Origin of the sequence: Streptomyces sp. CB09001 (genome assembly GCF_003369795.1) — a bacterium.
Lineage (GTDB): Bacteria > Actinomycetota > Actinomycetes > Streptomycetales > Streptomycetaceae > Streptomyces.
In genome coordinates, this window is sequence record NZ_CP026730.1 from 1,968,118 (window position 1) to 1,990,629 (window position 22,512).

Genomic DNA, 22,512 nt, shown 5'->3' on the forward strand with positions numbered 1-22,512 from the left:
GTTGAGGTAACGCGGGTGGAGTGTCCGACGATAGGGGCCAGGGGCAACCAACCGCGGCCCCTGTCGCCGACTCCGAGAGACTCAGTGTGCTCATACGACTACTGCGGACCTATCTCAGGCCCTACAAGAGACCCATCGCCCTGCTGGTGGCGCTGCAGTTCCTGCAGACCTGCGCCTCCCTGTACCTGCCGACCCTGAACGCGGACATCATCGACGAAGGCGTCGTGAAGGGTGACTCGGGCTACATCCTGAGCTACGGCGCCCTGATGATCGGCATCTCGCTGGCCCAGGTGGTCTGCAACATCGGTGCGGTCTTCTACGGGGCGCGCACCGCGGCCGCCCTCGGCCGGGACGTGCGCGGTGCGGTCTTCGACCGGGTGCAGTCCTTCTCGGCGCGCGAGGTCGGCCACTTCGGCGCGCCCTCGCTGATCACCCGGACCACCAACGACGTGCAGCAGGTCCAGATGCTGGCCCTGATGACGTTCACGCTGATGGTGTCGGCGCCGATCATGTGCGTGGGCGGCATCGTGATGGCGCTCGGCCTGGACGTGCCGCTGTCCGGGGTGCTGCTCGGGGTCGTGCCGGTGCTGGCGGTCTGCGTCACGCTGATCGTGCGGAAGCTGCGCCCGCTGTTCCGGAAGATGCAGGTGCGCCTGGACACGGTGAACCGGGTGCTGCGCGAGCAGATCACCGGCAACCGCGTCATCCGCGCCTTCGTGCGCGACGAGTACGAGCAGCAGCGGTTCCGGAAGGCCAACACCGAGCTGACCGACGTGGCCCTCGGCACCGGCAACCTGCTCGCGCTGATGTTCCCGGTGGTCATGACGGTGGTGAACCTCTCGTCGATCGCGGTGGTGTGGTTCGGCGCCCACCGGATCGACAGCGGCGGGATGCAGATCGGCGACCTGACGGCGTTCCTCGCCTACCTGATGCAGATCGTCATGTCCGTGATGATGGCCACCTTCATGTTCATGATGGTGCCGCGCGCGGAGGTGTGCGCCGAGCGCATCCAGGAGGTCCTGGAGACCGAGAGCAGCGTGGTGCCGCCGGTGGCACCGGTCACCGAGCTGCGCAGGCACGGACACCTGGAGATCCGGGAGGCGGGCTTCCGCTACCCCGGTGCCGAGGAGCCGGTGCTCAGGAACATCGCCCTGGTCGCCAAGCCCGGCGAGACGACCGCCGTCATCGGTTCGACCGGCAGCGGCAAGTCGACCCTGCTGGGCCTGGTCCCCCGGCTCTTCGACGCCACCGAGGGCGAGGTCCTGGTCGACGGGGTGGACGTGCGGACCGTCGACCCGAAGACGCTGGCCAAGGTGGTGAGCCTGGTACCGCAGAAGCCGTACCTCTTCGCCGGCACCGTCGCGACCAATCTGCGCTACGGCAATCCGGACGCCACGGACGAGGAGCTGTGGCACGCGCTGAAGGTGGCGCAGGCCAAGGACTTCGTCTCCGAGCTGGAGGGCGGGCTCGACGCGCCGGTCGCGCAGGGCGGCACCAACGTGTCGGGCGGTCAGCGCCAGCGCCTCGCGATCGCGCGGACGCTGGTCCAGCGCCCGGAGATCTACCTCTTCGACGACTCCTTCTCCGCCCTCGACTACGCCACCGACGCGGCGTTGCGGGCGGAGCTGGCGCAGGAGACCGCCGAGGCGACCGTGGTGATCGTGGCGCAGCGGGTGTCGACCATCAGGGACGCGGACCGGATCGTCGTGCTGGACGAGGGGCGGGTGGTCGGCGTGGGCCGGCACCACGAGCTGATGGCGGACAACGAGACCTACCGGGAGATCGTGCTCTCCCAGCTGACGGAAGCGGAGGCTGCCTGATGGCCGGGCCTGCGGGTCGCATGATGGCCGGGGGCGGCCCCGACCAGCGATCGATGGACTTCAAGGGGTCGAGCAAACGGCTCGTCTCCCAGTTCCGGCCGGAGCGGGCGACGCTGTTCACGCTGCTGGCGTGCGTGGTCGTCAGCGTCGGCCTCAACGTGGTCGGGCCGAAGATCCTCGGCCGGGCCACCGACCTGGTCTTCGCGGGCATCGTCGGGCGGGACATGCCGTCCGGGGCCACGAAGGAGCAGGTCCTGGACAACATGCGCGAGCGCGGTGACGGCAACGTCGCCGACATGCTCCGCAGCACGGACTTCACCCCGGGCCAGGGCATCGACTTCGGCGCGGTCGGCGAGGTGCTGCTGCTCGCGCTGGCGACGTTCGCGGTGGCGGGTCTGCTGATGGCGGTGGCCACCCGCCTGGTGAACCGGGCGGTGAACCGGACCATGTTCCGGCTGCGCGAGGACGTCCAGACGAAGCTGTCCCGGCTGCCGCTGTCCTACTTCGACAAGCGCCAGCGCGGCGAGGTGCTCAGCCGCGCCACCAACGACATCGACAACATCGGGCAGACGCTTCAGCAGTCGATGGGCCAGCTGATCAACTCGCTGCTCACCATCATCGGCGTGCTGGCGATGATGTTCTACGTCTCCTGGATCCTGGCGCTGGTCGCGCTGGTGACCGTGCCGCTGTCGTTCGTGGTGGCCACGCGGGTGGGCAAGCGGTCGCAGCCGCAGTTCGTGCAGCAGTGGCGCTCGACGGGGCAGCTGAACGCGCACATCGAGGAGATGTACACCGGGCACGCGCTGGTGAAGGTGTTCGGGCGCCAGGAGGAGTCGGCGAAGCAGTTCGCCGAGCAGAACGACGCGCTGTACGAGGCCGGGTTCAAGGCGCAGTTCAACAGCGGGATCATGCAGCCGCTGATGATGTGCGTGTCCAACCTGAACTACGTGCTGGTCGCGGTGGTCGGCGGGCTGCGGGTGGCCTCGGGCCAGCTGTCCATCGGCGACGTGCAGGCCTTCATCCAGTACTCCCGGCAGTTCTCGATGCCGCTGACGCAGGTCGCGTCGATGGCGAACCTGGTGCAGTCGGGCGTGGCGTCGGCGGAGCGGGTCTTCGAACTCCTGGACGCCGAGGAGCAGTCGGCGGACCCGATCCCGGGCGCCCGGCCCGAGGACCTGCGCGGCCGGGTGGAACTGGAGCACGTGTCCTTCCGCTACGACCCCGAGAAGCCGCTGATCGAGGACCTGTCGCTGAAGGTGGAGCCGGGCCACACGGTCGCCATCGTCGGCCCGACGGGCGCGGGCAAGACCACGCTGGTCAACCTGCTGATGCGGTTCTACGAGGTCTCCGGCGGGCGGATCGCCCTGGACGGCGTCGACATCGCGAAGATGTCCCGGGACGAGCTGCGGGCCGGCATCGGCATGGTGCTCCAGGACACCTGGCTGTTCGGCGGCACCATCGCGGAGAACATCGCGTACGGGGCGTCGCGGGAGGTCGCCCGCGGGGAGATCGAGGAGGCCGCGCGGGCCGCGCACGCCGACCGGTTCGTACGGACGCTGCCCGACGGCTACGACACGGTGATCGACGACGAGGGCACGGGGGTGAGCGCGGGCGAGAAGCAGCTGATCACCATCGCGCGGGCGTTCCTGTCCGACCCGGTGATCCTGGTGCTGGACGAGGCGACGTCGTCCGTGGACACCCGGACGGAGGTGCTGATCCAGAAGGCGATGGCGAAGCTGGCGCACGGGCGGACGTCGTTCGTGATCGCGCACCGGCTGTCGACGATTCGGGACGCGGACACGATTTTGGTGATGGAGGACGGGGCGATCGTGGAGCAGGGGGCGCATGCGGAGCTGCTGGCCGCGGACGGGGCGTACGCGCGGTTGTACAAGGCTCAGTTCGCGGAGGCTGTGGCCGAGGTGGGTTAGGCCGTTGCCCGGCGTCGGGGTGCCGCGCCCACCCGTGCCGCCGTGGGGGTACCTCCCAGGCCGTTCAGGCACTGGGGGAGGCACGATTGCCCGCGGCTGCGGCGCGGCAGCGGCCCCCGCGCCTCAGTCCAGGTAGCCCCTCAGTTGGTCCGCGTAGGCGTGGTCGCGGAGTTTGTTGAGGGTTTTGGACTCGATCTGGCGGATGCGTTCGCGGGTGACGCCGAAGAGGCGGCCTATCTCCTCCAGGGTGCGGGGGCGGCCGTCGACCAGGCCGTAGCGGAGCTGGACGACCTTGCGTTCGCGCTCGCCGAGGGTGGAGAGCACCGCCTCCAGGTGCTGGCGCAGCAGCAGGAACGCGGCCGACTCGACGGGGCTGGCGGCGTCGCCGTCCTCGATGAGGTCACCGAGGGCGACGTCGTCCTCCTCGCCGACCGGGGCGTGCAACGACACCGGCTCCTGTGCCAGGCGCAGCACCTCGCCGACGCGCTCGGGCGCCAGGTCCAGGTGGGCGGCGACCTCCTGCGGGGTGGGCTCGTAGCCGCGTTCCTGGAGCATCCGGCGCTGGACGCGGACGACCCGGTTGATCAGCTCCACGACGTGGACGGGGACGCGGATGGTGCGGGCCTGGTCGGCCAGGGCACGGGACATGGCCTGGCGGATCCACCAGGTGGCGTAGGTGGAGAACTTGTAGCCCCGGGCGTAGTCGAACTTCTCGACCGCCCGGATCAGGCCCAGGTTCCCCTCCTGGACCAGGTCCAGCATGGTCAGCCCGCGGCCGACGTACCGCTTGGCCACCGACACCACGAGCCGCAGGTTGGCCTCGATCAGGCGGCGCTTGGCGAGCCGGCCCATGACGACGAGCCGGTCGAGGTCGAGGGCGAGGCGGCTGTCCAGGTCGGGGGTGCGCCGCAGCTTCTCCTCGGCGAACAGTCCGGCCTCCACCCGCCGGGCGAGGTCGACCTCCTCGGCGGCGGACAGCAGCGGAATCCGGCCGATCTCGCGCAGGTACTGCCGGAACAGGTCGGAGGAGGGGCCGCCGGACTCCGTACGGGTGGGCGGCGGCGGTTCCGGGTGCTCGGGCACGTCCGCGGGGGCGCCGGGGTGGGGCACCGCCGCTCCGGCACCGGGCCGCGCGGGCATCGCGAGGAGCACACCGCGCTCCGCGTCCGGCTCCGCGCCGCCGGCACCGGTGTCGGTCTGGGTGAGGGTCTGGGTCTGCACGGGGGCGACCTCCAGGATGGACGCGGCCGGCGGGGGCCGGCGGCGGTACGTCGGGGGCGGAGCCGGCTCGCTCGCCGCTGTCCGCCTCGCACGCGTGCACTCAGGTACCGCCCCCAGTGTGGGGTACGACACATCGCCGCCACGAGGGGCGTGCGGTGACTTTTTGCGTCCGGGGCGTGACCGCACGGTTACCCGCGGGTGTTCCCCCCGCCGGTCCTAGAGCGCGGCGGCGCCGTGTTCGCGCAGGTTCTGGTCGTACTGCTGGAGGATCCACAGCTCGTTCTGCACGGCGGCCAGTTCGGCGGGGTCGCCGTGGCCGGACAGGCGGGTGAGGCGGCCGGTGATGTCGCGGATGCGGCGCTCGACGGCCCGGCGGCGGACCGTGACGAGCTGGGCACCCGCGTAGACCTCGTCGACGCCCTTCACACCGCGGTGCAGCATGATCGCCTCGACCGCGAGCTCGGTGACCGTGGCGCGGACGGCGTCGTCGGGGGCGGCCTCGCGGACCCGGACCAGGTAGTCCTGCGGGTCCTGGACGCCGAACTCGGCGCCGCCCGCCTCCATGATCGCCTCGCGTACGGCGGCGTAGGGCGGGGCGGTGAACTCGTCGACGCCGTACGCGTCGAAGGCCGGGGAGACCAGCTCGGGGCACTGGAGGGCGAGCTTGAGCAGCTCGCGTTCGGTGGCGAAGACCGGGTTGCGGAGGTTGAGGGCCGGGCCCCGGGGGGTGGCCGTCCCGGGTCCGGCCTGCTGCTGCGGGGCGCCGCCGCGCTGCCGCTGGTCGGGGGCGGGGCCCTTGCCGCCCCGGTCGCGGGCCCAGCGGGCCAGCTGGGCGATCCGCTTGACCACGAACTGGGTGTCGAGGATGCCGAGCATGCCGGCGAGCTGCACGGCGACCTCGTGCTGGGCGCCGCTGTTCTTGATGCGGGCGACGACGGGGGCGGCCTCGTCCAGGGCCGAGGCGCGGCCGGCCGGGGTGTCCAGGTCGTAGCGGGCCACGATCTGGCGCAGCGCGAACTCGAAGAGCGGGGTGCGCGGCTCGACCAGGTCGGCGACGGCGTCGTCGCCCTTGGCCAGGCGCAGGTCGCAGGGGTCCATGCCGTCGGGGGCGATGGCGATGTAGGTCTCGGCGGCGAACTTCTGGTCGTCCTCGAAGGCGCGCAGGGCCGCCTTCTGTCCGGCCGCGTCGCCGTCGAAGGTGAAGATGACGCGGGCCGAGCCGTTGTCCATCAGCAGCCGGCGCAGGATCTTGATGTGGTCGCCGCCGAAAGCGGTGCCGCAGGTGGCGATGGCGGTGGTGACCCCGGCGAGGTGGCAGGCCATGACGTCGGTGTAGCCCTCGACGACGACGGCCCGGGACGCCTTCGCGATGTCCTTCTTGGCGAGGTCGATGCCGTAGAGGACCTGGGACTTCCTGTAGATCGCGGTGTCGGGGGTGTTCAGGTACTTCGGGCCGTTGTCCGACTCGTAGAGCTTGCGGGCGCCGAAGCCGACGACGTCGCCGCCGATGTCGCGGATGGGCCACATCAGCCGGCCGCGGAAGCGGTCGATGGGGCCGCGGCGGCCCTCCTGGGCGAGGCCGGAGAGCAGCAGCTCCTTGTCGCTGAAGCCCTTGCCGCGCAGGAAGCGGGTGAGGTGGTCCCAGCCCTGGGGGCTGTAGCCGACGCCGAAGTGCTCGGCGGCGGCCTGGTCGAAACCGCGGTCGGCGAGGAAGCCGCGGCCGGTGTCCGCCTCGGGGCCGGTCGCCAGCTGCTCCGCGTACCACTGGGCGGCGATCTTGTGGGCCTCGACCAGGCGGATGCGCTCACCGCGCTGGTGGGTCGGGTTGTACCCGCCCTCCTCGTAGCGCAGGGTGATGCCGGCCTGGCCGGCCAGGCGCTCGACCGCCTCCGAGAAGGTGAGGTGGTCGATCTTCATCACGAACGTGATGGTGTCGCCGCCCTCCTGGCAGCCGAAGCAGTGGAAGAACCCCTTGCCCGGACTGACCTGGAAGGACGGCGACTTCTCGTCGTGGAACGGGCACAGCCCCTTCAGGTTGCCGCCGCCCGCGTTGCGCAGCTGGAGGTACTCCGAGACGACGGCGTCGATCGGGACCGCGTCCCGTACCGCCTTCACGTCCTCGTCGTTGATCCGTCCTGCCACGCGTGAAGTCTACGGGGACGGTACGACAACTATGCGACGAGGCTTTCGAGCGATACGTGCGGGTTCGCCAGGGCCTCCGTGTCCACCTGGGACTTCGAGCGGATCAGCTGCTGGATCGGCTCCGTGACGTCCCACACGTTGACGTTCATCCCGGCCAGCACCCGGCCCTCCTTCACCCAGAAGGCGATGAACTCGCGCTTCGCCGCGTCCCCGCGGATCACCACCTGGTCGTACGACCCGGCCGGCGCCCAGCCGGAGTACTCCATGCCCAGGTCGTACTGGTCGGTGAAGAAGTAGGGCACGCGGTCGTGGGCGAGGCCCCTGCCGAGCATCGCGCGGGCGGCGGCCGGCCCGCCGTTCAGGGCGTTGGCCCAGTGCTCCACGCGCAGGCTGGTGTCGAAGAGGGCGTGGTGGAAGGAGGCGACGTCACCGGCGGCGTAGACGTCGGGGTCGGAGGTGCGCAGGTGGTCGTCGACGACGATGCCGCCGCCGTGGGCGCGGTCGGCGATCTCCAGCCCGGCGGCCTGGGCGAGCGCGGTGCGCGGGGCGGCGCCGATGGCGGCGAGCACGTCGTGCGCGGGGTGCTCGTCGCCGTCGTCGGTGCGGGCGGCCAGCACCACACCGTCCTGGCCGACGATCTCGGTCAGCTTCACGCCGAAGCGGAAGCGGACGCCGCGCGACTCGTGCAGCTCGGCGAAGACGGCGCCCAGCTCGGGACCGAGGACACCGTGCAGTGGGGTGGGGGCGGGCTCGATGACGGTGACCTCCGCACCGTACTCGCGGGCCGCGGCCGCGACCTCCAGGCCGATCCAGCCCGCGCCGGCGATCACCAGGTGTCCGTTGTCCCGGCCGAGGGAGGCGAGGACGCCCTTGAGGCGCTCGGCGTGGGCCAGGCGGCGCAGGTGGTGGACGCCCGCGAGGCCGGTGCCGGGGACGTCCAGGCGACGGGGCTCGGCGCCGGTCGCGATGAGCAGCTTGTCGTACCTGACGTGGGTGCCGTCGTCGCCGTAGTGGACGGTCTTGGCGGCGCGGTCGATCGCGACGACGGTCTGGCCGAGGTGCAGCTCGATGTCGTGCCGCGCGTACCAGGCGGGCTCGTGCACGAAGACGCTGTCGCGCTCCTCCTTGCCCAGGAGGTAGCCCTTGGACAGCGGCGGGCGCTCGTAGGGGTGGTCGCGTTCGTCGCAGACGAGGATCACCCGGCCGGTGAAGCCCTCCGTGCGGAGCGTCTCCGCCGCCTTCGCGCCCGCCAGGCCGCCTCCGACGATGACGAATGTCTGATCCGCGTCGACCACTTGTTTGCCTCCTCGTCAGGGTGCCGCCACATGCGAGCGTCCCGCACGCGGCGTGGTGCGGGAAGGGGCAGTGACCCGATCAGGCCACGGAGTGCCGCGATCCGGGCCATGTTCGGGCCATGCCCGTCCCGCCGCCAGTCTCATGGATGCCCCGTCAGGCGGGCGTGAAGCGAGCGGGCCGAGGCGTCCGTGAGGGAGGCGATCTGGTCGACGATCACCCGTTTGCGGGCCCGGTCGTCGGCGGCCCCGTCGAACAGCGCGCGGAACTGGGGGTCGAGCCCGTCCGGCGCGCGGGCGGTGAGCGCCTCGGCCAGCTCGGCGACAACGATCCGCTGGTCGGCGCGGAGCCGCTCCTGCTCGGTGCGCTGCATGACGTAGCGGACGGCGACCGCCTTGAGGACGGCGCACTCCAGGCGGGTCTCGCGGGGCACGACCAGCTCGGCGGTGTACCGGGTGAGCCGGCCGTCCCCGTACGCGGCCCGGGTGGCGGTCTCGGCGGCCAGGCAGAAACGGCCGATGAGCTGGCTGGTGGCGTCCTTCAGCCGGGCCTGGGCGACCGCCGAGCCGTCGTATCCGTGCGGCCACCAGTCCTGGGCGAGGAGGCGGTCGAGGGCGGCGGCGAGTTCGGCGTGGTCGGTGCCGGCGGGGACGTAACGTCCGACGGCGACGTCGAACACGGCCTCGCGCTCGGGGTCGGCGAGCAGGCAGTTCGGGTCGATGTGACCGGCGTGCAGGCCGTCCTCGACGTCGTGCACGGAGTACGCGACGTCGTCGGCCCAGTCCATGACCTGGGCCTCGAAGCAGGTACGGGCGCCGGGGGCGTCCTTGCGGAGCCACTCGAAGACGGGCCGGTCGTCGTCGTACACCCCGAACTTGGGCGAGGCGGGGACGGAGGGGTGGGCACCGCGGGGCCACGGGTACTTGGTGGCGGCGTCGAGCGCGGCGCGGGTGAGGTTGAGCCCGACGGAGCCGTCCTCGGTGAACCGCTTGGGCTCGATGCGGGTGAGGAGCCTGAGCGACTGGGCGTTGCCCTCGAAGCCGCCGCAGTCCTCGGCGAAGGCGTTGAGCGCCTGTTCGCCGTTGTGACCGAAGGGCGGGTGGCCCAGGTCGTGCGCGAGGCAGGCCGCCTCGACGAGGTCCGGGTCGCACCCGAGTGCGGCGCCCAGCTCCCGGCCGACCTGGGCGCACTCCAGGGAGTGCGTGAGGCGGGTGCGGGGGCTGGCGTCCCAGACGGGGCTGCCCTCCCCCGGCGCGACGACCTGCGTCTTCCCGGCGAGGCGGCGCAGCGCGGCGGAGTGCAGGATGCGGGCGCGGTCGCGCTGGAAGGCGGTGCGGCCGGGGCGTTTGTCCGGCTCGGGGGCGTAGCGGGCCACTGACGTGGGGTCGTACGGGTTGGGGGGTGCGGTGCCTTCCATGCCGTGAACAGTATGCGGAAGGTGTGACAGGTGGGGGTCCACTCGTCTGCCTGGTGCGGTTATCCGGCGAGTGCGGGTTCGGTTGTGGCCGGCCGCGCAGTTCCCCGCGCCTCTTTGCCGGCGTTGCCCGTGCCGCCTCTTCCGCGTGCCCGGTCGTAGCGGTGCAGGAGCAGGCGGGCGATCGACGGGTGGGTGCCCAGGGGGGCGGCGGCGATCCAGGGGGCCGCTGCCGCGCACTCGGTCGCGAAGCGGCCCGGGGCGGTGAAGCAGGAGGCGACGGCGACCCTGCAGTAGCCCCGGTCCGTCAGCGCGCGTACGGCCTCCGGGACCGTCGGGGCCGCCGCCGAGGCGTACGCCGGGACGACCGGGACGCCGAGGCGGGCGGCGAGGAGCGCCGCCGTGCGGGCGGTGTCGGCCCGGGACTCCGGGTCCCGGGAGCCCGCCGAGGCGAGGACGACGGCGTGGTCCGTGCCCGCGCGGGTGGGCCAGCCGGCCTCCGTGAGGCGGGCCTGGAGGGCGTCCACCAGGAGGGGGTGCGGGCCGAGCGGGGCGGCCACGCGGGTGCGGGCCGGGGATGCCGCGGCCAGCTCCGGGATGTCCCGCTTGACGTGGTGGCCGCGGCTGAGCAGGAGCGGGACGAGGACCGCCGCCCCGTCGCCGAGGGCGGTGAGCGTGTCCGGCAGCAGGGGCTCGTTCAGCTCGACGTGGCCGAGGTGCACCGGCAGGGCGGGGCGCAGGGCGCGGACCCGGTCGAGGAGGGCCCGTACGGTGCTGAGCGCGCGCGGGTCGCGGCTGCCGTGGGCGACGACGACCAGGGCGGGGATGCCGCCGGTGGCCGGGGTGGTCCTGTTGCTCGTCACTGTCGTCGCCGTCATGCACCGAGGGTGGCCGCCGGACGTTGCCGTCCCGTTGCGCGGGTGTCACGGGAATTTTCCGTCGGTTCACACGGTGCCGCCCCCCTCGTGTGAGCGGTGCCGGGTGAACCGGACGGCCCGCCCGGACGTCCCTGATGGCAGGAACCGACCGGGGAGGGGACCGTCCCGATGCGCCGCCCGAGACTTCGCAGACCGCGCCTGCCGCGCACCAGGAAGGGGCAGCGGCGGCTGGTGCGGGCGGTGATGGCCGGGTGCGTGCTGGCGCTGCTGCCGGGCGCGTGGCTGCACCTGGTCACCGACGACCGGCTGCGCACCGCCGCCGACGTGCCGCGCACCGAGGTCGCGGTCGTGTTCGGGGCCGGGCTGTGGGACGGGGAGCCGTCGCCGTACCTCGCGCACCGGCTGGACGCGGCGGCACGGCTGTACCGGGCGGGGCGGATCGAGGTGGTGCTCGTGACCGGGGACAACAGCCGCGAGGAGTACGACGAGCCGGACGCCATGCGCGCCTACCTGGTCCGGCACGGGGTGCCCGACGGGCGGATCGTCAGCGACTACGCGGGGTTCGACACCTGGGACTCCTGCGTCCGGGCGAAGAAGATCTTCGGAGTCGACCGGGCGGTGCTGATCAGCCAGGGCTTCCACATCCGGCGAGCGGTCGCCCTGTGCCAGGAGGCGGGGGTGGCGTCGTACGGCGTCGGGGTCGACGACGAGCACGACGTGACCTGGTACTACGGAGGCGCCCGGGAGATCCTCGCGGCGGGCAAGGCGGCGCTGGACGCGGTCTTCGAGCCGGACCCGCACTTCCTCGGGCCGAGGGAGCCGGGGGTGGCGCGGGCCCTGGCCGACGCCGGATGACGCGTCCCTCACCGCGGCCCGGCGGGGGCGGGGAGGTCGCCGTCCCCGCCGTGTAACAGGGCGCCGCCCGGTCGCGTAACACGGCAGCCGCAGGCTGGGCGGCATGCAGAACACCGGCACGCGCAACCCCGCCACCACCCCCACGCACTGCCCGTACTGCGCGCTGCAGTGCGGGATGAATCTGACGCCCGTCGAGGGCGGGACCGTCGAGGTGTCCGAGCGGGCGGACTTCCCGGTGAACCGGGGCGCGCTGTGCGGCAAGGGGCGTACGGCGGCGGCGGTGCTGGCGCCGGGGGCGCGGCTGACCTCGCCGTTGGTGCGGTCGGGCGACGGCACGCTGGTGCCGGCCGGCTGGGACGAGGCGCTGGACCGGATCGCCGGGAACCTGGAGCGCACGCGGGCGCGGTACGGGGCGGACGCGCTGGGGGTGTTCGGCGGGGGCGGGCTGACCAACGAGAAGGCGTACGCGCTGGGCAAGTTCGCCCGGGTGGTGCTGGGCACCTCGCAGATCGACTACAACGGGCGGTTCTGCATGTCGTCGGCCGCGGCGGCCGGGACGAGGGCCTTCGGGCTCGACCGGGGGCTGCCGTTCCCGCTGGAGGACATCCCGAGGACCGGGTGCGTGATCCTCGTCGGGTCGAACCCGGCGGAGACGATGCCGCCGGCCCTGCGCTACTTCACCGAGCTGCGGGAGAACGGCGGCACCCTGATCGTCGTCGACCCGCGCCGCACGAAGACCGCCGACCAGGCCGACCTGCACCTCGCGCCCCGGCCCGGGACCGACCTCGCCCTCGCGCTGGGCATGCTGCACCTGGTGGTCGCCGAGGGCCGGGTCGACGAGGCGTACGTCGAGGAGCGCACGTCGGGCTGGGAGGAGACGCGGGCGGCGGCGATGGCGCACTGGCCGGAGTACGTGGAGCGGATCACGGGCGTGTCCGTCCCCGAACTGCGGGAGGCGGTACGGCTGTTCTGCGCGCCCGAGGCGGCGATGGTGCTCACCGCGCGCGGGCCCGAGCAGCAGGCCAAGGGCACGGACACGGTGGGCGCCTGGATCAACCTGTGCCTGGCGACCGGGCGGGCCGGGCGGCCGCTGTCCGGGTACGGCTGTCTGACCGGGCAGGGCAACGGGCAGGGCGGGCGCGAACACGGGCAGAAGGCCGACCAGTTGCCGGGGTACCGCAAGCTGACCGACCCGGCGGCGCGGCGGCACGTGGCCGGGGTGTGGGGCGTGGACCCGGACTCGCTGCCGGGTCCGGGGCGCAGTGCGTACGAGCTGCTGGACGCGCTGGGCACGGACGTCAGGTCGCTGCTGGTGATGGGTTCCAACCCGGTCGTCTCGGCGCCCCGGGCCGCGCACGTCGAGGGGCGGCTGCGGTCGCTGGACTTCCTGGCGGTGTGCGACGTGGTGCTCTCCGAGACCGCGGAACTGGCGGACGTGGTGCTGCCGGTGACGCAGTGGGCGGAGGAGACGGGGACCACGACGAGTCTGGAGGGGCGGGTGCTGCTGCGGCGGCGCGCGATCACGCCGCCGGACGGGGTGCGCGGCGATCTGGAGGTGCTGCACGGGCTGGCCGGGCGGCTCGGCGTGGAGAAGGGGTTCCCGACCGAACCCGAGGAGGTCTTCGAGGAGCTGCGGCGGGCGAGCGCGGGCGGCCCGGCGGACTACTCCGGGATCGGCTACCGGCGGCTGGCGCGGGAGAACGGCGTGTTCTGGCCGTGCCCGGCGCAACCCGCGGCCGACGGCACGGACGCCGCCGACACCGACACCGGCAGCGGCAGCGGCAGCGGCAGGGGCGGCGGAACCGGCTCCGGCTCCGGCAGGGACACCCGCACCGGCACCGGCAGCAGTACCGCCACGGGCAACGGCAGCGGCCCCCGCACCGCGCCCCACCCCGGCACCCCGCGCCTCTTCCTCGACCGCTTCGCCACCGACGACGGCCGGGCCCGCTTCGCGCCCGTGACGCACCGTCCGAGCGCCGAGGAGCCGGACGACGAGTACCCCGTGCTGCTGACCACCGGCCGGGTCGTGTCGCAGTACCAGTCCGGGGCGCAGACCCGGCGGGTGGCCGAGCTGAACGCCGCCGCGCCGGGGCCGTTCGTGGAGCTGCACCCGCGGCTGGCGGCACGGCTGGGGGCGGCCGAGGGCGACCCGCTGGCGGTCGTGTCCCGGCGGGGACGGGCGGTGGCACCGGCCCGCATCACCACCGGCATCCGGCCCGACACGGTGTTCATGCCCTTCCACTGGCCCGGTGAGGGCCGCGCCAACACCCTGACCAACCCGGCCCTGGACCCGACCTCGGGGATGCCGGAGTTCAAGGTGTGCGCGGTGCGGGTGGAGACGGTGGCGCGGTAGCCGTCAGCGCACCGTCCAGTTCCCGCCCTCGACGCGGCGGCCGCGCGCCCCGAGCCGGGCGGCGACGGCCGGTGCGGCGACGTAGACCCAGGCCCGGACGGACGCCCCGTCGGCGTCCCGGACGGCCGTCCTGGCCACCCGGTCGTAGAGGTTGTGCGGGTCGCCCGGCACGTACTCCTCCAGCCGGTCCAGTCCGGCGAGCAGCGCGGCGTACTCGTCGGGCTCGGGGGTGACGATCTCCCCGCTGACGACCCCCTCGGCCGCCTCGACGGCGTACGGGTGGCCGGGGCCCTCGTAGAGCACGGCCCCGTACAGCCGGGCGGGTTCCTCGGCACGGACGCGTCCGCGCAGGAGGGCGTCGTGGTTCGGTCCCCCGGGGCGCAGGGTGCCGTAGACGAAGAACGGAAGTCGCGCGGTGTCCACGGAGGGTCATTCTCTCCACCCATGCCTCCCGCGATCTTCACGGGAGGGCCTATGGACACGACATGTCATGGACCTTTAAATCTGAGTCAACATCAACACCTCCCCCCACACGCACCACTCCCCCACCCCCACGCGCCCTCGAGCGCTCCTCCCCGCAAGGAGTCCGATGAGCCGAATACGGCACGTCAGAGGTTCCCGTCCCGTCCTGGCCGGTACCGCGGCCACCACCGCGACCCTGCTGATCGCCGCCCTCGCGCCCGGCGCCGCGGCCGCCGACCGGCCGACCCCCGCCGCGGCCCCCGACCTCGCCGCGGCGGCCCTGTCGGAGCACGCCGCCGCCCTGGGCCTGACGGGGGACCAGGACACCGAGGTCCGCGACGTCGTCGTCGACGAGGACGGCGCCCGGCACGTCCGCTACGACCGGACCTACCGCGACCTCCCCGTCCTGGGCGGCGACTTCGTCGTCCACCTCGCTCCCGACGGCGGCTTCCGCGGCGCCGACCGCGCGACGGACACCCCGCTCGCCCTGCCCACCGTCGCCCCGAAGCTGTCGGCACCGAAGGCGGCCGACCTGGCCTCGAACGCGCTGCGCGCCGCCAACCCGGGCGAGCTGCTCAAGAAGCTCACCGCCCGGCCCGAGTTGGTCGTGGACGCCCTGCACGGGGCCCCGAAGCTGGCCTGGCGGACCGACGCGGCGGCGCTGGACTCCCTCGGCAACCCGGTCGCGCGCACCGTGCTGACCGACGCGGGCACGGGCGCCCGCATCGACGCCTGGGACACCGTCGAGTCGGCGTCCGGCGACGGGAAGTCGCTGTACGGGGGCACGGTGCCGCTGGAGACGACGCCGTCCGGGTCGTCGTACGCGCTCAAGGATCCGACGCGCGGCGACACGTACACGGGCGACGCGGAGAACCGGACCGACCTGTGCATCCTCACCATCTGCCTGTCGCGGGCGCCCGCGACGCTGTTCACCGACGCCGACAACCACTGGGGCACGGGGGCCGCGGACGACCGCGCCTCGGCCGCGGTGGACGCGCAGTACGGCACGGACGCCACCTGGGACTACTACGAGGACGTCCACGGGCGCAGCGCCATCGCGGGGGACGGCAGGGGCTCGTACAACCGCGTGCACTACGGCACCCGGTACAACAACGCCTTCTGGGACGACGGCTGCTTCTGCATGACGTACGGCGACGGCGACGGGACGACCTTCGGGCCGCTGGTCTCGCTGGACGTCGCCGCCCACGAGATGTCGCACGGGGTGACGTCGAAGACGGCGGCACTGGCGTACTCGGGCGAGTCCGGCGGGCTGAACGAGGCGACCTCGGACATCTTCGGCGCCCTGGTGGAGTGGCACGCGGACAACCCCGCCGACCCCGGGGACTACCTGATCGGCGAGAAGGTCGTCCGGGACGGATTCGGCCGGGACGCCCTGCGCTACCTGGACCGGCCGAGCCGGGACGGCAGCTCGGCCGACTGCTGGAGCACCTCGCTGGGCGACCTGGACGTCCACTACTCCTCCGGCGTCGCCAACCACTTCGCCTACCTGCTGGCCGAGGGCAGCGGTGCGCGGACCGTGGGCGGCGTGGCCTACGACTCCCCGACCTGTGACGGCTCCACGGTCTCGGGGATCGGCAGGGACAGGCTCGGCGACATCTGGTACCGGGCGCTGACGGTCTACATGACGTCGTCCACCGACTACGCGGGCGCCCGCGCCGCCACCCTGAGCGCGGCCGGCGACCTGTACGGCACCGACAGCGCCGAGTACGCCGCGGTCGGCGCGGCGTGGAGCGCGGTGAACGTGGGCTGACCCCGGTCGTCCGGCGCCCGCCTGCCGCGCTCGCTTACGCTTGCCGCGAGAGCACGAACGAGGGGACGGGAGCCGATGAGCCTGAGGCAGTTCGAGTACGCCCTGGCTGTCGCCGAGGAGGGCTCGGTGACGGCCGCGGCCGAGGCGCTGCGCGTCGCCCAGCCCTCGGTGTCCCAGCAGATCCGCGGTCTGGAGCGGGACCTCGGCGTGGAGCTGTTCTCCCGCACCCCGACCGGTCTGGTGCCCACCGTGGCCGGTCGCGCCTTCCTGCGGGACGCGGAGATCGCGGTGAACGCGGCACGCCGGGCGCGGGCGACGGCGCGGGCCGGCTCCGAGGAGCTGGCGGGCGAGCTGGTGGTCGCGGTGCAGATGGGCCTGGGCACGCGGCAGCTGCCGGGCGCCCTGAGCGCGCTGCGCCGCCGCTTCCCGCGCCTGGAGGTCACCGTCTTCGAGGAGCCGAACCCGACGGAGCTGGAGCGGCTGGCCCGCGGCGGCGTGCTGGACCTCGCCCTCATGGCCGGACGGTGCGACGAGGGCCTGTACGACGGCCACCACCTGGGCGACGAGGAGTTCGTCGTCGTGCTGGCGGCCGGGCACCCGCGGCTCGCCGCGGACCGGGTCGCGCTGCGGGACCTGGAGCGGGAGCCGTGGGTGCGTTTCGACCCCGCCAGTGCGCTCGACGGCGTACTGGCGGACGTGCTGCGGGAGAACGGGCTCGCCCCGACCACCGTCGCCCGCCTCTCCCAGACGGCGACGGCCGTGCGCTGGGCCGCCCACGGCCTCGGGGTGACGTTCGTCCCGGCCTCCGCGGTGCCCCCCGGTCACGAGCACCTGGTGCGCCCGGTGTTCCCGGCCGTGTCCCAGCCGGTGGTCGCCGCGGTCCGGCCCGGCGCGGGCCCGGCGGAGACGGCGCTGCTGGAGTTCCTGCGCCAGGAGACGTGGTACCGGCAGGCTCAGAGCTGGGTGGCGCCGCCGTCCACGGCCAGCTCGGCGCCGGTCGTGTAGGTGGCGTCGAAGGCGAGGAAGGCGGCGGCCCGCGCGATCTCCTCGGGGGTGCCGAAGCGCCGCATGGGGTTGTCCGCGACCCGTTCCGCCTTGAACCGCGCGGCCTCCTCGGCGGTCGTCGCCGCGTCCAGGGCTCCCGTGTCGACGGGTCCCGGACTGACCGCGTTGACCCGGATGCCGCGGGGCAGCAGCTCACGGGAGAAGCTGCGGGCCATCGAGCGCAGCGCCGCCTTCCCGGCCGCGTAGACGCTGGCGTCCGCCATGCCGACGGCATTGGCCACCGAGGTGGTGAGGACGACGCCCGCGCCCGTGTTCAGCAGCGGGGCGAGCTTCTGCACGGTGAACCAGGCGCCCTTGACGTTGATCGCGAACAGCTCGTCGTACGCCGCCTCGGTCGTCGATTCGAGAGGTGTGAGGGCCGCGATCCCGGCGTTGACGAACAGGGCGTCGACCGTGCCCAGTTCGGCCTTCACCCGGTCGGTGAGGGCGTCCAGGTCCGGCAGTGAGGCCACGTCGCCCCGGACGGCCACCGCGTTCTCTCCGAGCCGCTCCCGCGCGGCGTCGAGCGTGGTCTGCGAACGGCCGGTGATCACCACCCGGGCTCCGCCGGCCACCAGCAGTTCCGCCATCGCGAAACCCATTCCGCTGCCGCCACCCGTGATCACGGCATTCCTGTCGCTGTACACACCCATTTCCGAATCCCTTTTTCGCAGACGTGCCCATACTTTCCCAGCTTCGCTTTTCTCGGAGGTCAGCCCCTGGGGTATTCCCCGCCGTCCACGACGAGGTTGCTTCCGGTCACCCAGCCCGCCCGGCCGGAGACGAGGAACAGCACCGCCTCGGCGATGTCCTCGGGCCGGCCGTCGCGTCCCAGCGGCGCGGTGCCGGTCGGGCCGGGTCCGGCGTTCAGGCCCGCCCAGTTCTCCCGGGTCTCCTCGCCGCCGGGGGTGGCGGTCCGGCCGGGGCTCACCGTGTTGACCCGGACGCCGGAGGGGGCCAGTGCCGAGGCCAGGCCCCGGCTGTAGGTCTCCAGCGCCGCCTTCGCCGCCTGGTAGTGCAGGAACGGGGGGACCGGCGGGACGACCGCGGCCGTGGAGACGTGCACGATCGCCCCCGAACGCCGCCCCCGCATGCCCGGCACCAGCAGCGAGTCGAGGCGGACCGAGGCGAGGAGGTTCAGGTCCAGGGCGTCCCGCCACTCCTCGTCGGGAATGGCCGGGGCGTCCAGATGGGGCCGCGCCCCACCCACGTTGTGAACCAGGAGGTCCACCCCGCCGAGCAGTTCCTGCGCGGCCGTCGCGAGCGCCTCCGCCCCGGCCGGGGTGCGCACGTCGGCCGGTACGAAGGCGGCCCCCTCGGGTGCGGCGCCCGTCGCGGACCTGGCGGTGGTGAGCACCTCGGCGCCGGCGTCCAGCAGGCGGCGGACGATCGCCGCTCCGATGCCCCGCGTACCGCCGGTGACGAGAGCCCGCTTTCCGGCGAGTTCCCGATTTTCCGACGTGTTCTCGTTCGTGGTCATTCCACTGGCCTTTCCGGAATATCGCATTGAGGCACTCACGGTAGATCCGGGAAATATCCGGAAGCAAAGACGAAATTGCAGCGGGTGCCATAGGAAGTTCCTATGGCTCTCGCCCGGCGTTCCTGCCGCGCTCGTGCGAGAGGTTCCCGCCGAGGTCAAACCGCGCAGCGTGCCACCGGGCCCGTTCGGAGGCACCGGTCACCCGTTCACACCCGCCCGGGGAGCGTGCCGGGGCCGGTGCGCCTTTGCTCGGTAGGGCAGGGGCCACCGAAGAGCTCAAAGGAGCACCGATGCGACGCACCGCCCGCCTGCTGACCGGTACCGCGCTCGCCGCCGCGGCCGCCGGTCTGACCACCGCGGCCCCGGCGTACGCCGGGGAGACCGCCGGCACCGGGGGCCTGACGGTGTATCCGGCCTCGGTCGTGCCGGGCGAGCGGGCGATGGTGACGACCGCGGCGTGCGGGAAGGGCGGCTCGGCGGCGGGTGACGCCGGCGCGGTCGGCGCGGGCTCGTTCCCGCTGGCGCCGGGCACCGGCGAGGGAGAGGCGACCGGCCACTTCCAGGTGCCGCCGAGCGCGCAGCCGGGGACGTACGAGATCGTCGCGACCTGTGGGGACGACGAGCGGCGGGTGACGGGCGACCTGGTGGTCACGCTGGCCTCGGCCGCCGAGCAGGTGTACCCCCGAGGAAGCGTGAAGACGGGGGTCGGCGGCGCTCTTGGCCCCGACCCCGTGCAGACCGCGGCCGGCGTGGCGGCTCTCGCCGTCGCCGCCGCGGGCGGTACCTGGCTCCTGCATCGCCGGGCGAGAGGCGACGGGATCTGACGGGCACCCTCCGCTGCCCGTCCGCCGGTACCGCACTTCCCCACCCCCTCCGGGTCCGACGCCCCTCGCGGCCCGGAGGGGGCCGGGGGTCCCAGGGAGCCGAGGGAGAGGGGACGTCATGCGCAGGGTCAAGGACACCGCGATAGCGGCCGTCACCGCCGTCGCCCTCTGTTCGGGGGCGTGGCTGCTGCTCGGCGGCGCCCGCACCGACGCCCCGCCCCAGCCGTCGGCCGCGCAGGCCCGCACCGACCGGGCCGGGCAGGCCGGCCGGGGCGCCGCCGCACCGGCGCTGCCGCCCTCTCCGCCGGACCGCGTCCGCATCCCGGCGATCGGCGTGGACGCCCCGCTGACCGGCCTGGGCCTGACCGGCACGGGCAGCCTGGACGTGCCGCCCGCCGGGAAGAAGAACCTCGCCGGCTGGTACGAGGCGGGCACCACCCCCGGCGAGAGGGGCACCGCGATCGTCGCCGGGCACGTCGACAACGCCGAGGGGCCCGCCGTCTTCTACCGCCTCGGCGCCCTGGAGAAGGGCTCGGCGATCGAGATCGACCGGCGCGACGGCGGCGTCGCCGTCTTCACCGTGGACGCGGTGGAGGTCTACGCCGCCGACGCCTTCCCCGACGCGAAGGTCTACGGCGCCGCCGACCGCCCCGAACTGCGCGTCATCACCTGCGGCGGCCCCTACTCACGCAGTACCGGATACCAGGGCAACGTGGTCGTCTTCGCCCACCTGACCGGGAGCCGGTGACGCGTTCAGCACGTGCGCCTTCCCCCACGCGCCGAGCGGCACCAGCGCCTCGTTGAGGGCGACGCCCCGGGCGGTCAGCGAGTACTCCACGCGGGGCGGCACCTCGCCGTACTCCTCGCGGTGCACGATGCCGTCGGCCTCCAGCTCCCGCAGCTGCGCGGCGAGCACCTTCTCGGTGACGCCCGGCAGTGCGCGGCGCAGCGCGCCGAAGCGGTGCATCCCCTCGCCGAGGGCCCACAGGATCAGTACCTTCCATTTCCCGCCGATCACGTCGATCGCCGCGTCGACCCCGCAGTGGTACGCCCCCGGCCGCCGTGCCGTCCCCATACCCGTCACCCCGTCCCTGCCCTCCGCCCGCACGCTTCCGCCGGGGTAACCACCCACTCGCAAGTGCGTACTTGAGCGGTGGCCCGTCCCGGCGGAGCCTGATCAACATGACTGACAAGACACCCGCCGCCCGTATTCCGCTCACCGTCCTCGGCACCGGCGCCATGGGTACCGCCCTGGCCCGCGCCTGGCTCGCCGCCGGCCACCCCGTGACCGTCTGGAACCGCACCCCGGCCCGCGCCGGGGCCCTGGCCGCCGAGGGGGCGGCGGTCGCCGCGAGCGCCGCTGCGGCGGTGGCCGCGAGCCGCCTGGTGATCGTCTGCCTGCTCGACGACGCCTCGGTCGGCGAGGCGCTCGACGGCGCCGACCTGACCGGGCGGGACCTGGTGAACCTCACCACCGGGACGCCCGCCGAGGGCCGTGCCCGCGCCGCGTGGGCGACGGCGCGCGGGGCCCGTTTCCTGGACGGCGGGATCATGGCCGTGCCGCCGATGATCGGGGCCGCCGAATCCGGCGGGTACGTCTTCTACAGCGGCTCCCCCGAGCTGTTCGAGGAGCACCGGGACACCCTCGCCGTCCCGGCCGGCACCCGTTACGTCGGCGCGGACGCGGGCTTCGCGGCGTTGCACGACGTGGCGCTGCTGAGCGCGATGAGCGGCATGTTCGCGGGCATCATGCACGCCTTCGCGCTGATCGGCCCGGAGGACATCGCGCCGAAGGACTTCGCGCCGCTGCTGGTGTCGTGGCTCGGCGCGATGTCCGGCTCGGCACACACGGCGGCCGACCAGCTGACGAGCGGCGACTACGGCAAGGGCGTCGTCTCCACCCTCGCGACGCAGGTGGCGGGGAGCGCGACGCTGCTGCGCACGGCCGAGGAGCAGGGGGTGAGCCCGGAGCTGCTGACGCCGTACACGGCGCTGCTGGAGCGGTGGCTCGCCGAGGGGCACGGGGCCGAGGACACGACGGGGGCGGTGGAACTCCTGAACCTGCGCCGGCCTGCGGCGGACCGCACCTAGGCCACCCACTGTTCGTACGCCAGGTTCACCACCAGCGCGAAGACCACCGTCAGCAGGACGACGCGGACGAAGCCGCTGCCCTTCTTGAGGGCCGTGTGGGCGCCGAACATGCCGCCGGCCAGGTTGAAGGCGGCCATCAGGACGGCCAGCTGCCACAGCACCGCGCCCTGCCAGGCGAAGGTGGCGAGGGCGCCCGCGTTGGTGCAGCAGTTGACGATCTTGGCGGTGGCGGAGGCGGTCACCAGGTCCAGGTGGAGCAGGGCGGTGAGGGCGAGGACCAGGAAGGTTCCGGTGCCGGGGCCGATGAGGCCGTCGTAGAAGCCGATGCCGAGGCCCGCGAGACCGATCGCGGCGAGGATCTGGCGGCGGGTGGCCGGGCCGGTGGCGGGCGCGGTGCCGAAGGCGGGGCGGAAGATCACGAAGGCGGCGACCGCGAGCAGCACCACCATGATCACCGGTTTCAGGACCTCGGTGCTCATCCCGGCCGCGAAGAAGGCGCCGCCCGAGGACCCGGCCAGTGCCGCCAGGCCGATGCGTACGGCGGTGCGCACGTCCACCGGCGCCTTGCGGGCGTACGTCACCGCGGCGCCCGTGGTGCCGACGATGGCGACCGCCTTGTTGGTGCCGAGCGCGTGTGCGGCCGGGGTACCGGAGGGCAGGCCGAGCAGCAGGGCGGGCAGCAGCAGGAGGCCGCCGCCGCCGACCACGGCGTCGATCCAGCCGGCCGCGAGTGCGGCGAGGCAGAGCAGGACGACCGTGGTCAGCGATATGTCGGGCATGATCGCGACCTTATGGACGGGATGCATGTGCCGTCCATCGAGATGAGGGACTTCTGAGGTTCCCGCGCACCCGGCCGGAACCCTCACACGCACCGGCCGGGCCCGCTGAGGGCAGCGTTCCCCGTGGGAAACAGAAGGGATGCGGCCGGGTAACACC

At 73.4% G+C, this 22,512-nt stretch carries 18 protein-coding genes and 1 pseudogene; 9 read left to right on the top strand and 10 right to left on the bottom strand.

Features of this window, described 5'->3' with window-relative positions:
- Positions 1 to 86 precede the first annotated feature (86 nt).
- Entirely contained in the window at positions 87 to 1,820 is a 1,734-nt protein-coding gene (locus tag C4J65_RS09210; protein ID WP_115741968.1) for an ABC transporter ATP-binding protein, read from the top strand.
- Positions 1,820 to 3,748 carry an ABC transporter ATP-binding protein gene (locus C4J65_RS09215; protein WP_115741969.1) on the top strand — a complete coding sequence of 643 codons (1,929 nt, stop codon included), beginning with the start codon at positions 1,820 to 1,822 and terminating at the stop codon, positions 3,746 to 3,748. The genes C4J65_RS09210 and C4J65_RS09215 overlap by 1 nt, the downstream gene beginning before the upstream one ends.
- 123 nt (positions 3,749 to 3,871) lie before the next feature.
- Here the strand turns inward: C4J65_RS09215 and C4J65_RS09220 are convergent.
- The 5 genes and pseudogenes from C4J65_RS09220 to C4J65_RS09245 form a co-directional block, all read right to left on the bottom strand.
- Positions 3,872 to 5,061: pseudogene (locus C4J65_RS09220) on the bottom strand (RNA polymerase sigma factor).
- Positions 5,062 to 5,185: 124 nt separating this feature from the next.
- Positions 5,186 to 7,111 carry a DNA primase gene (gene dnaG, locus C4J65_RS09230; RefSeq protein ID WP_115741972.1) on the bottom strand — a complete coding sequence of 642 codons (1,926 nt, stop codon included), beginning with the start codon at positions 7,109 to 7,111 and terminating at the stop codon, positions 5,186 to 5,188.
- A 29-nt stretch (positions 7,112 to 7,140) separates the two neighbouring features.
- Complete coding sequence (locus C4J65_RS09235; protein ID WP_115741973.1) at positions 7,141 to 8,406, bottom strand: FAD-dependent oxidoreductase; 1,266 nt, start codon at positions 8,404 to 8,406, stop codon at positions 7,141 to 7,143.
- Between the two features lie 140 nt (positions 8,407 to 8,546).
- Positions 8,547 to 9,821 (bottom strand): deoxyguanosinetriphosphate triphosphohydrolase, encoded by a 1,275-nt coding sequence (locus C4J65_RS09240; protein WP_115741974.1) that lies wholly within the window; start codon positions 9,819 to 9,821, stop codon positions 8,547 to 8,549.
- Positions 9,822 to 9,880: 59 nt separating this feature from the next.
- Positions 9,881 to 10,696, bottom strand: coding sequence for a CbiX/SirB N-terminal domain-containing protein (locus C4J65_RS09245; RefSeq protein WP_205350978.1), 816 nt, complete (start codon positions 10,694 to 10,696; stop codon positions 9,881 to 9,883).
- Between the two features lie 168 nt (positions 10,697 to 10,864).
- Between C4J65_RS09245 and C4J65_RS09250 the strand changes: the two genes are divergently transcribed.
- Both C4J65_RS09250 and C4J65_RS09255 read left to right on the top strand, forming a co-directional pair.
- Complete coding sequence (locus tag C4J65_RS09250) at positions 10,865 to 11,551, top strand: ElyC/SanA/YdcF family protein (protein WP_115741976.1); 687 nt, start codon at positions 10,865 to 10,867, stop codon at positions 11,549 to 11,551.
- 103 nt (positions 11,552 to 11,654) lie between these two features.
- Positions 11,655 to 13,904: a molybdopterin oxidoreductase family protein gene (locus C4J65_RS09255; RefSeq protein ID WP_115741977.1), complete on the top strand. Its 2,250-nt coding sequence runs from the start codon at positions 11,655 to 11,657 to the stop codon at positions 13,902 to 13,904.
- A gap of 3 nt (positions 13,905 to 13,907) precedes the next feature.
- Here the strand turns inward: C4J65_RS09255 and C4J65_RS09260 are convergent, their stop codons facing one another.
- Positions 13,908 to 14,327 carry a gamma-glutamylcyclotransferase family protein gene (locus tag C4J65_RS09260; protein WP_115741978.1) on the bottom strand — a complete coding sequence of 140 codons (420 nt, stop codon included), beginning with the start codon at positions 14,325 to 14,327 and terminating at the stop codon, positions 13,908 to 13,910.
- Between the two features lie 166 nt (positions 14,328 to 14,493).
- Here C4J65_RS09260 and C4J65_RS09265 point away from each other — a divergent pair, with 166 nt between their 5' ends.
- Both C4J65_RS09265 and C4J65_RS09270 read left to right on the top strand, forming a co-directional pair.
- Positions 14,494 to 16,137 carry a M4 family metallopeptidase gene (locus C4J65_RS09265; RefSeq protein WP_115741979.1) on the top strand — a complete coding sequence of 548 codons (1,644 nt, stop codon included), beginning with the start codon at positions 14,494 to 14,496 and terminating at the stop codon, positions 16,135 to 16,137.
- Positions 16,138 to 16,212: 75 nt separating this feature from the next.
- Positions 16,213 to 17,142, top strand: coding sequence for a LysR family transcriptional regulator (locus C4J65_RS09270; protein ID WP_115741980.1), 930 nt, complete (start codon positions 16,213 to 16,215; stop codon positions 17,140 to 17,142).
- Here the strand turns inward: C4J65_RS09270 and C4J65_RS09275 are convergent.
- Together C4J65_RS09275 and C4J65_RS09280 are read right to left on the bottom strand one after the other, a co-directional pair.
- Positions 17,091 to 17,834 carry an SDR family oxidoreductase gene (locus C4J65_RS09275; protein WP_115741981.1) on the bottom strand — a complete coding sequence of 248 codons (744 nt, stop codon included), beginning with the start codon at positions 17,832 to 17,834 and terminating at the stop codon, positions 17,091 to 17,093. The genes C4J65_RS09270 and C4J65_RS09275 overlap by 52 nt on opposite strands.
- Positions 17,835 to 17,893: 59 nt before the next feature.
- A complete protein-coding gene (locus C4J65_RS09280; RefSeq protein WP_115741982.1) occupies positions 17,894 to 18,661 on the bottom strand; it encodes an SDR family oxidoreductase in 768 nt (255 codons plus the stop codon).
- Positions 18,662 to 18,951: 290 nt separating this feature from the next.
- Here C4J65_RS09280 and C4J65_RS09285 point away from each other — a divergent pair, with 290 nt between their 5' ends.
- Both C4J65_RS09285 and C4J65_RS09290 read left to right on the top strand, forming a co-directional pair.
- Positions 18,952 to 19,485, top strand: coding sequence for a hypothetical protein (locus C4J65_RS09285; RefSeq protein WP_115741983.1), 534 nt, complete (start codon positions 18,952 to 18,954; stop codon positions 19,483 to 19,485).
- A gap of 118 nt (positions 19,486 to 19,603) precedes the next feature.
- Positions 19,604 to 20,233, top strand: a complete 630-nt coding sequence (locus C4J65_RS09290) for a class F sortase (RefSeq protein WP_115741984.1) — start codon at positions 19,604 to 19,606, stop codon at positions 20,231 to 20,233.
- Here the strand turns inward: C4J65_RS09290 and C4J65_RS09295 are convergent.
- Positions 20,171 to 20,560 carry a helix-turn-helix domain-containing protein gene (locus C4J65_RS09295; RefSeq protein ID WP_115741985.1) on the bottom strand — a complete coding sequence of 130 codons (390 nt, stop codon included), beginning with the start codon at positions 20,558 to 20,560 and terminating at the stop codon, positions 20,171 to 20,173. The two genes, C4J65_RS09290 and C4J65_RS09295, sit on opposite strands and share 63 nt — an antisense overlap.
- Positions 20,561 to 20,667: 107 nt before the next feature.
- On the opposite strand from C4J65_RS09295, the gene C4J65_RS09300 reads away from it, so the two are divergent.
- Entirely contained in the window at positions 20,668 to 21,576 is a 909-nt protein-coding gene (locus tag C4J65_RS09300; protein WP_115741986.1) for an NAD(P)-binding domain-containing protein, read from the top strand.
- Here C4J65_RS09300 and C4J65_RS09305 read toward each other — a convergent pair.
- Entirely contained in the window at positions 21,573 to 22,355 is a 783-nt protein-coding gene (locus C4J65_RS09305; RefSeq protein ID WP_115741987.1) for a sulfite exporter TauE/SafE family protein, read from the bottom strand. The genes C4J65_RS09300 and C4J65_RS09305 overlap by 4 nt on opposite strands.
- Positions 22,356 to 22,512 lie beyond the last annotated feature (157 nt).

Bases quoted from the DNA above. Each gene is read 5' to 3' on its own strand.
- C4J65_RS09215 (WP_115741969.1), top strand. From the start codon at position 1,820: ATGGCCGGGCCTGCGGGTCGCATGATGGCCGGGGGCGGCCCCGACCAG.
- C4J65_RS09240 (WP_115741974.1), bottom strand. From the start codon at position 9,821: ATGGAAGGCACCGCACCCCCCAACCCGTACGACCCCACGTCAGTGGCC.
- C4J65_RS09245 (WP_205350978.1), bottom strand. From the start codon at position 10,696: ATGACGGCGACGACAGTGACGAGCAACAGGACCACCCCGGCCACCGGC.
- C4J65_RS09250 (WP_115741976.1), top strand. From the start codon at position 10,865: ATGCGCCGCCCGAGACTTCGCAGACCGCGCCTGCCGCGCACCAGGAAG.
- C4J65_RS09255 (WP_115741977.1), top strand. From the start codon at position 11,655: ATGCAGAACACCGGCACGCGCAACCCCGCCACCACCCCCACGCACTGC.
- C4J65_RS09265 (WP_115741979.1), top strand. From the start codon at position 14,494: ATGAGCCGAATACGGCACGTCAGAGGTTCCCGTCCCGTCCTGGCCGGT.
- C4J65_RS09270 (WP_115741980.1), top strand. From the start codon at position 16,213: ATGAGCCTGAGGCAGTTCGAGTACGCCCTGGCTGTCGCCGAGGAGGGC.
- C4J65_RS09275 (WP_115741981.1), bottom strand. From the start codon at position 17,834: ATGGGTGTGTACAGCGACAGGAATGCCGTGATCACGGGTGGCGGCAGC.
- C4J65_RS09280 (WP_115741982.1), bottom strand. From the start codon at position 18,661: ATGACCACGAACGAGAACACGTCGGAAAATCGGGAACTCGCCGGAAAG.
- C4J65_RS09285 (WP_115741983.1), top strand. From the start codon at position 18,952: ATGCGACGCACCGCCCGCCTGCTGACCGGTACCGCGCTCGCCGCCGCG.
- C4J65_RS09290 (WP_115741984.1), top strand. From the start codon at position 19,604: ATGCGCAGGGTCAAGGACACCGCGATAGCGGCCGTCACCGCCGTCGCC.
- C4J65_RS09295 (WP_115741985.1), bottom strand. From the start codon at position 20,560: ATGGGGACGGCACGGCGGCCGGGGGCGTACCACTGCGGGGTCGACGCG.
- C4J65_RS09300 (WP_115741986.1), top strand. From the start codon at position 20,668: ATGACTGACAAGACACCCGCCGCCCGTATTCCGCTCACCGTCCTCGGC.
- C4J65_RS09305 (WP_115741987.1), bottom strand. From the start codon at position 22,355: ATGCCCGACATATCGCTGACCACGGTCGTCCTGCTCTGCCTCGCCGCA.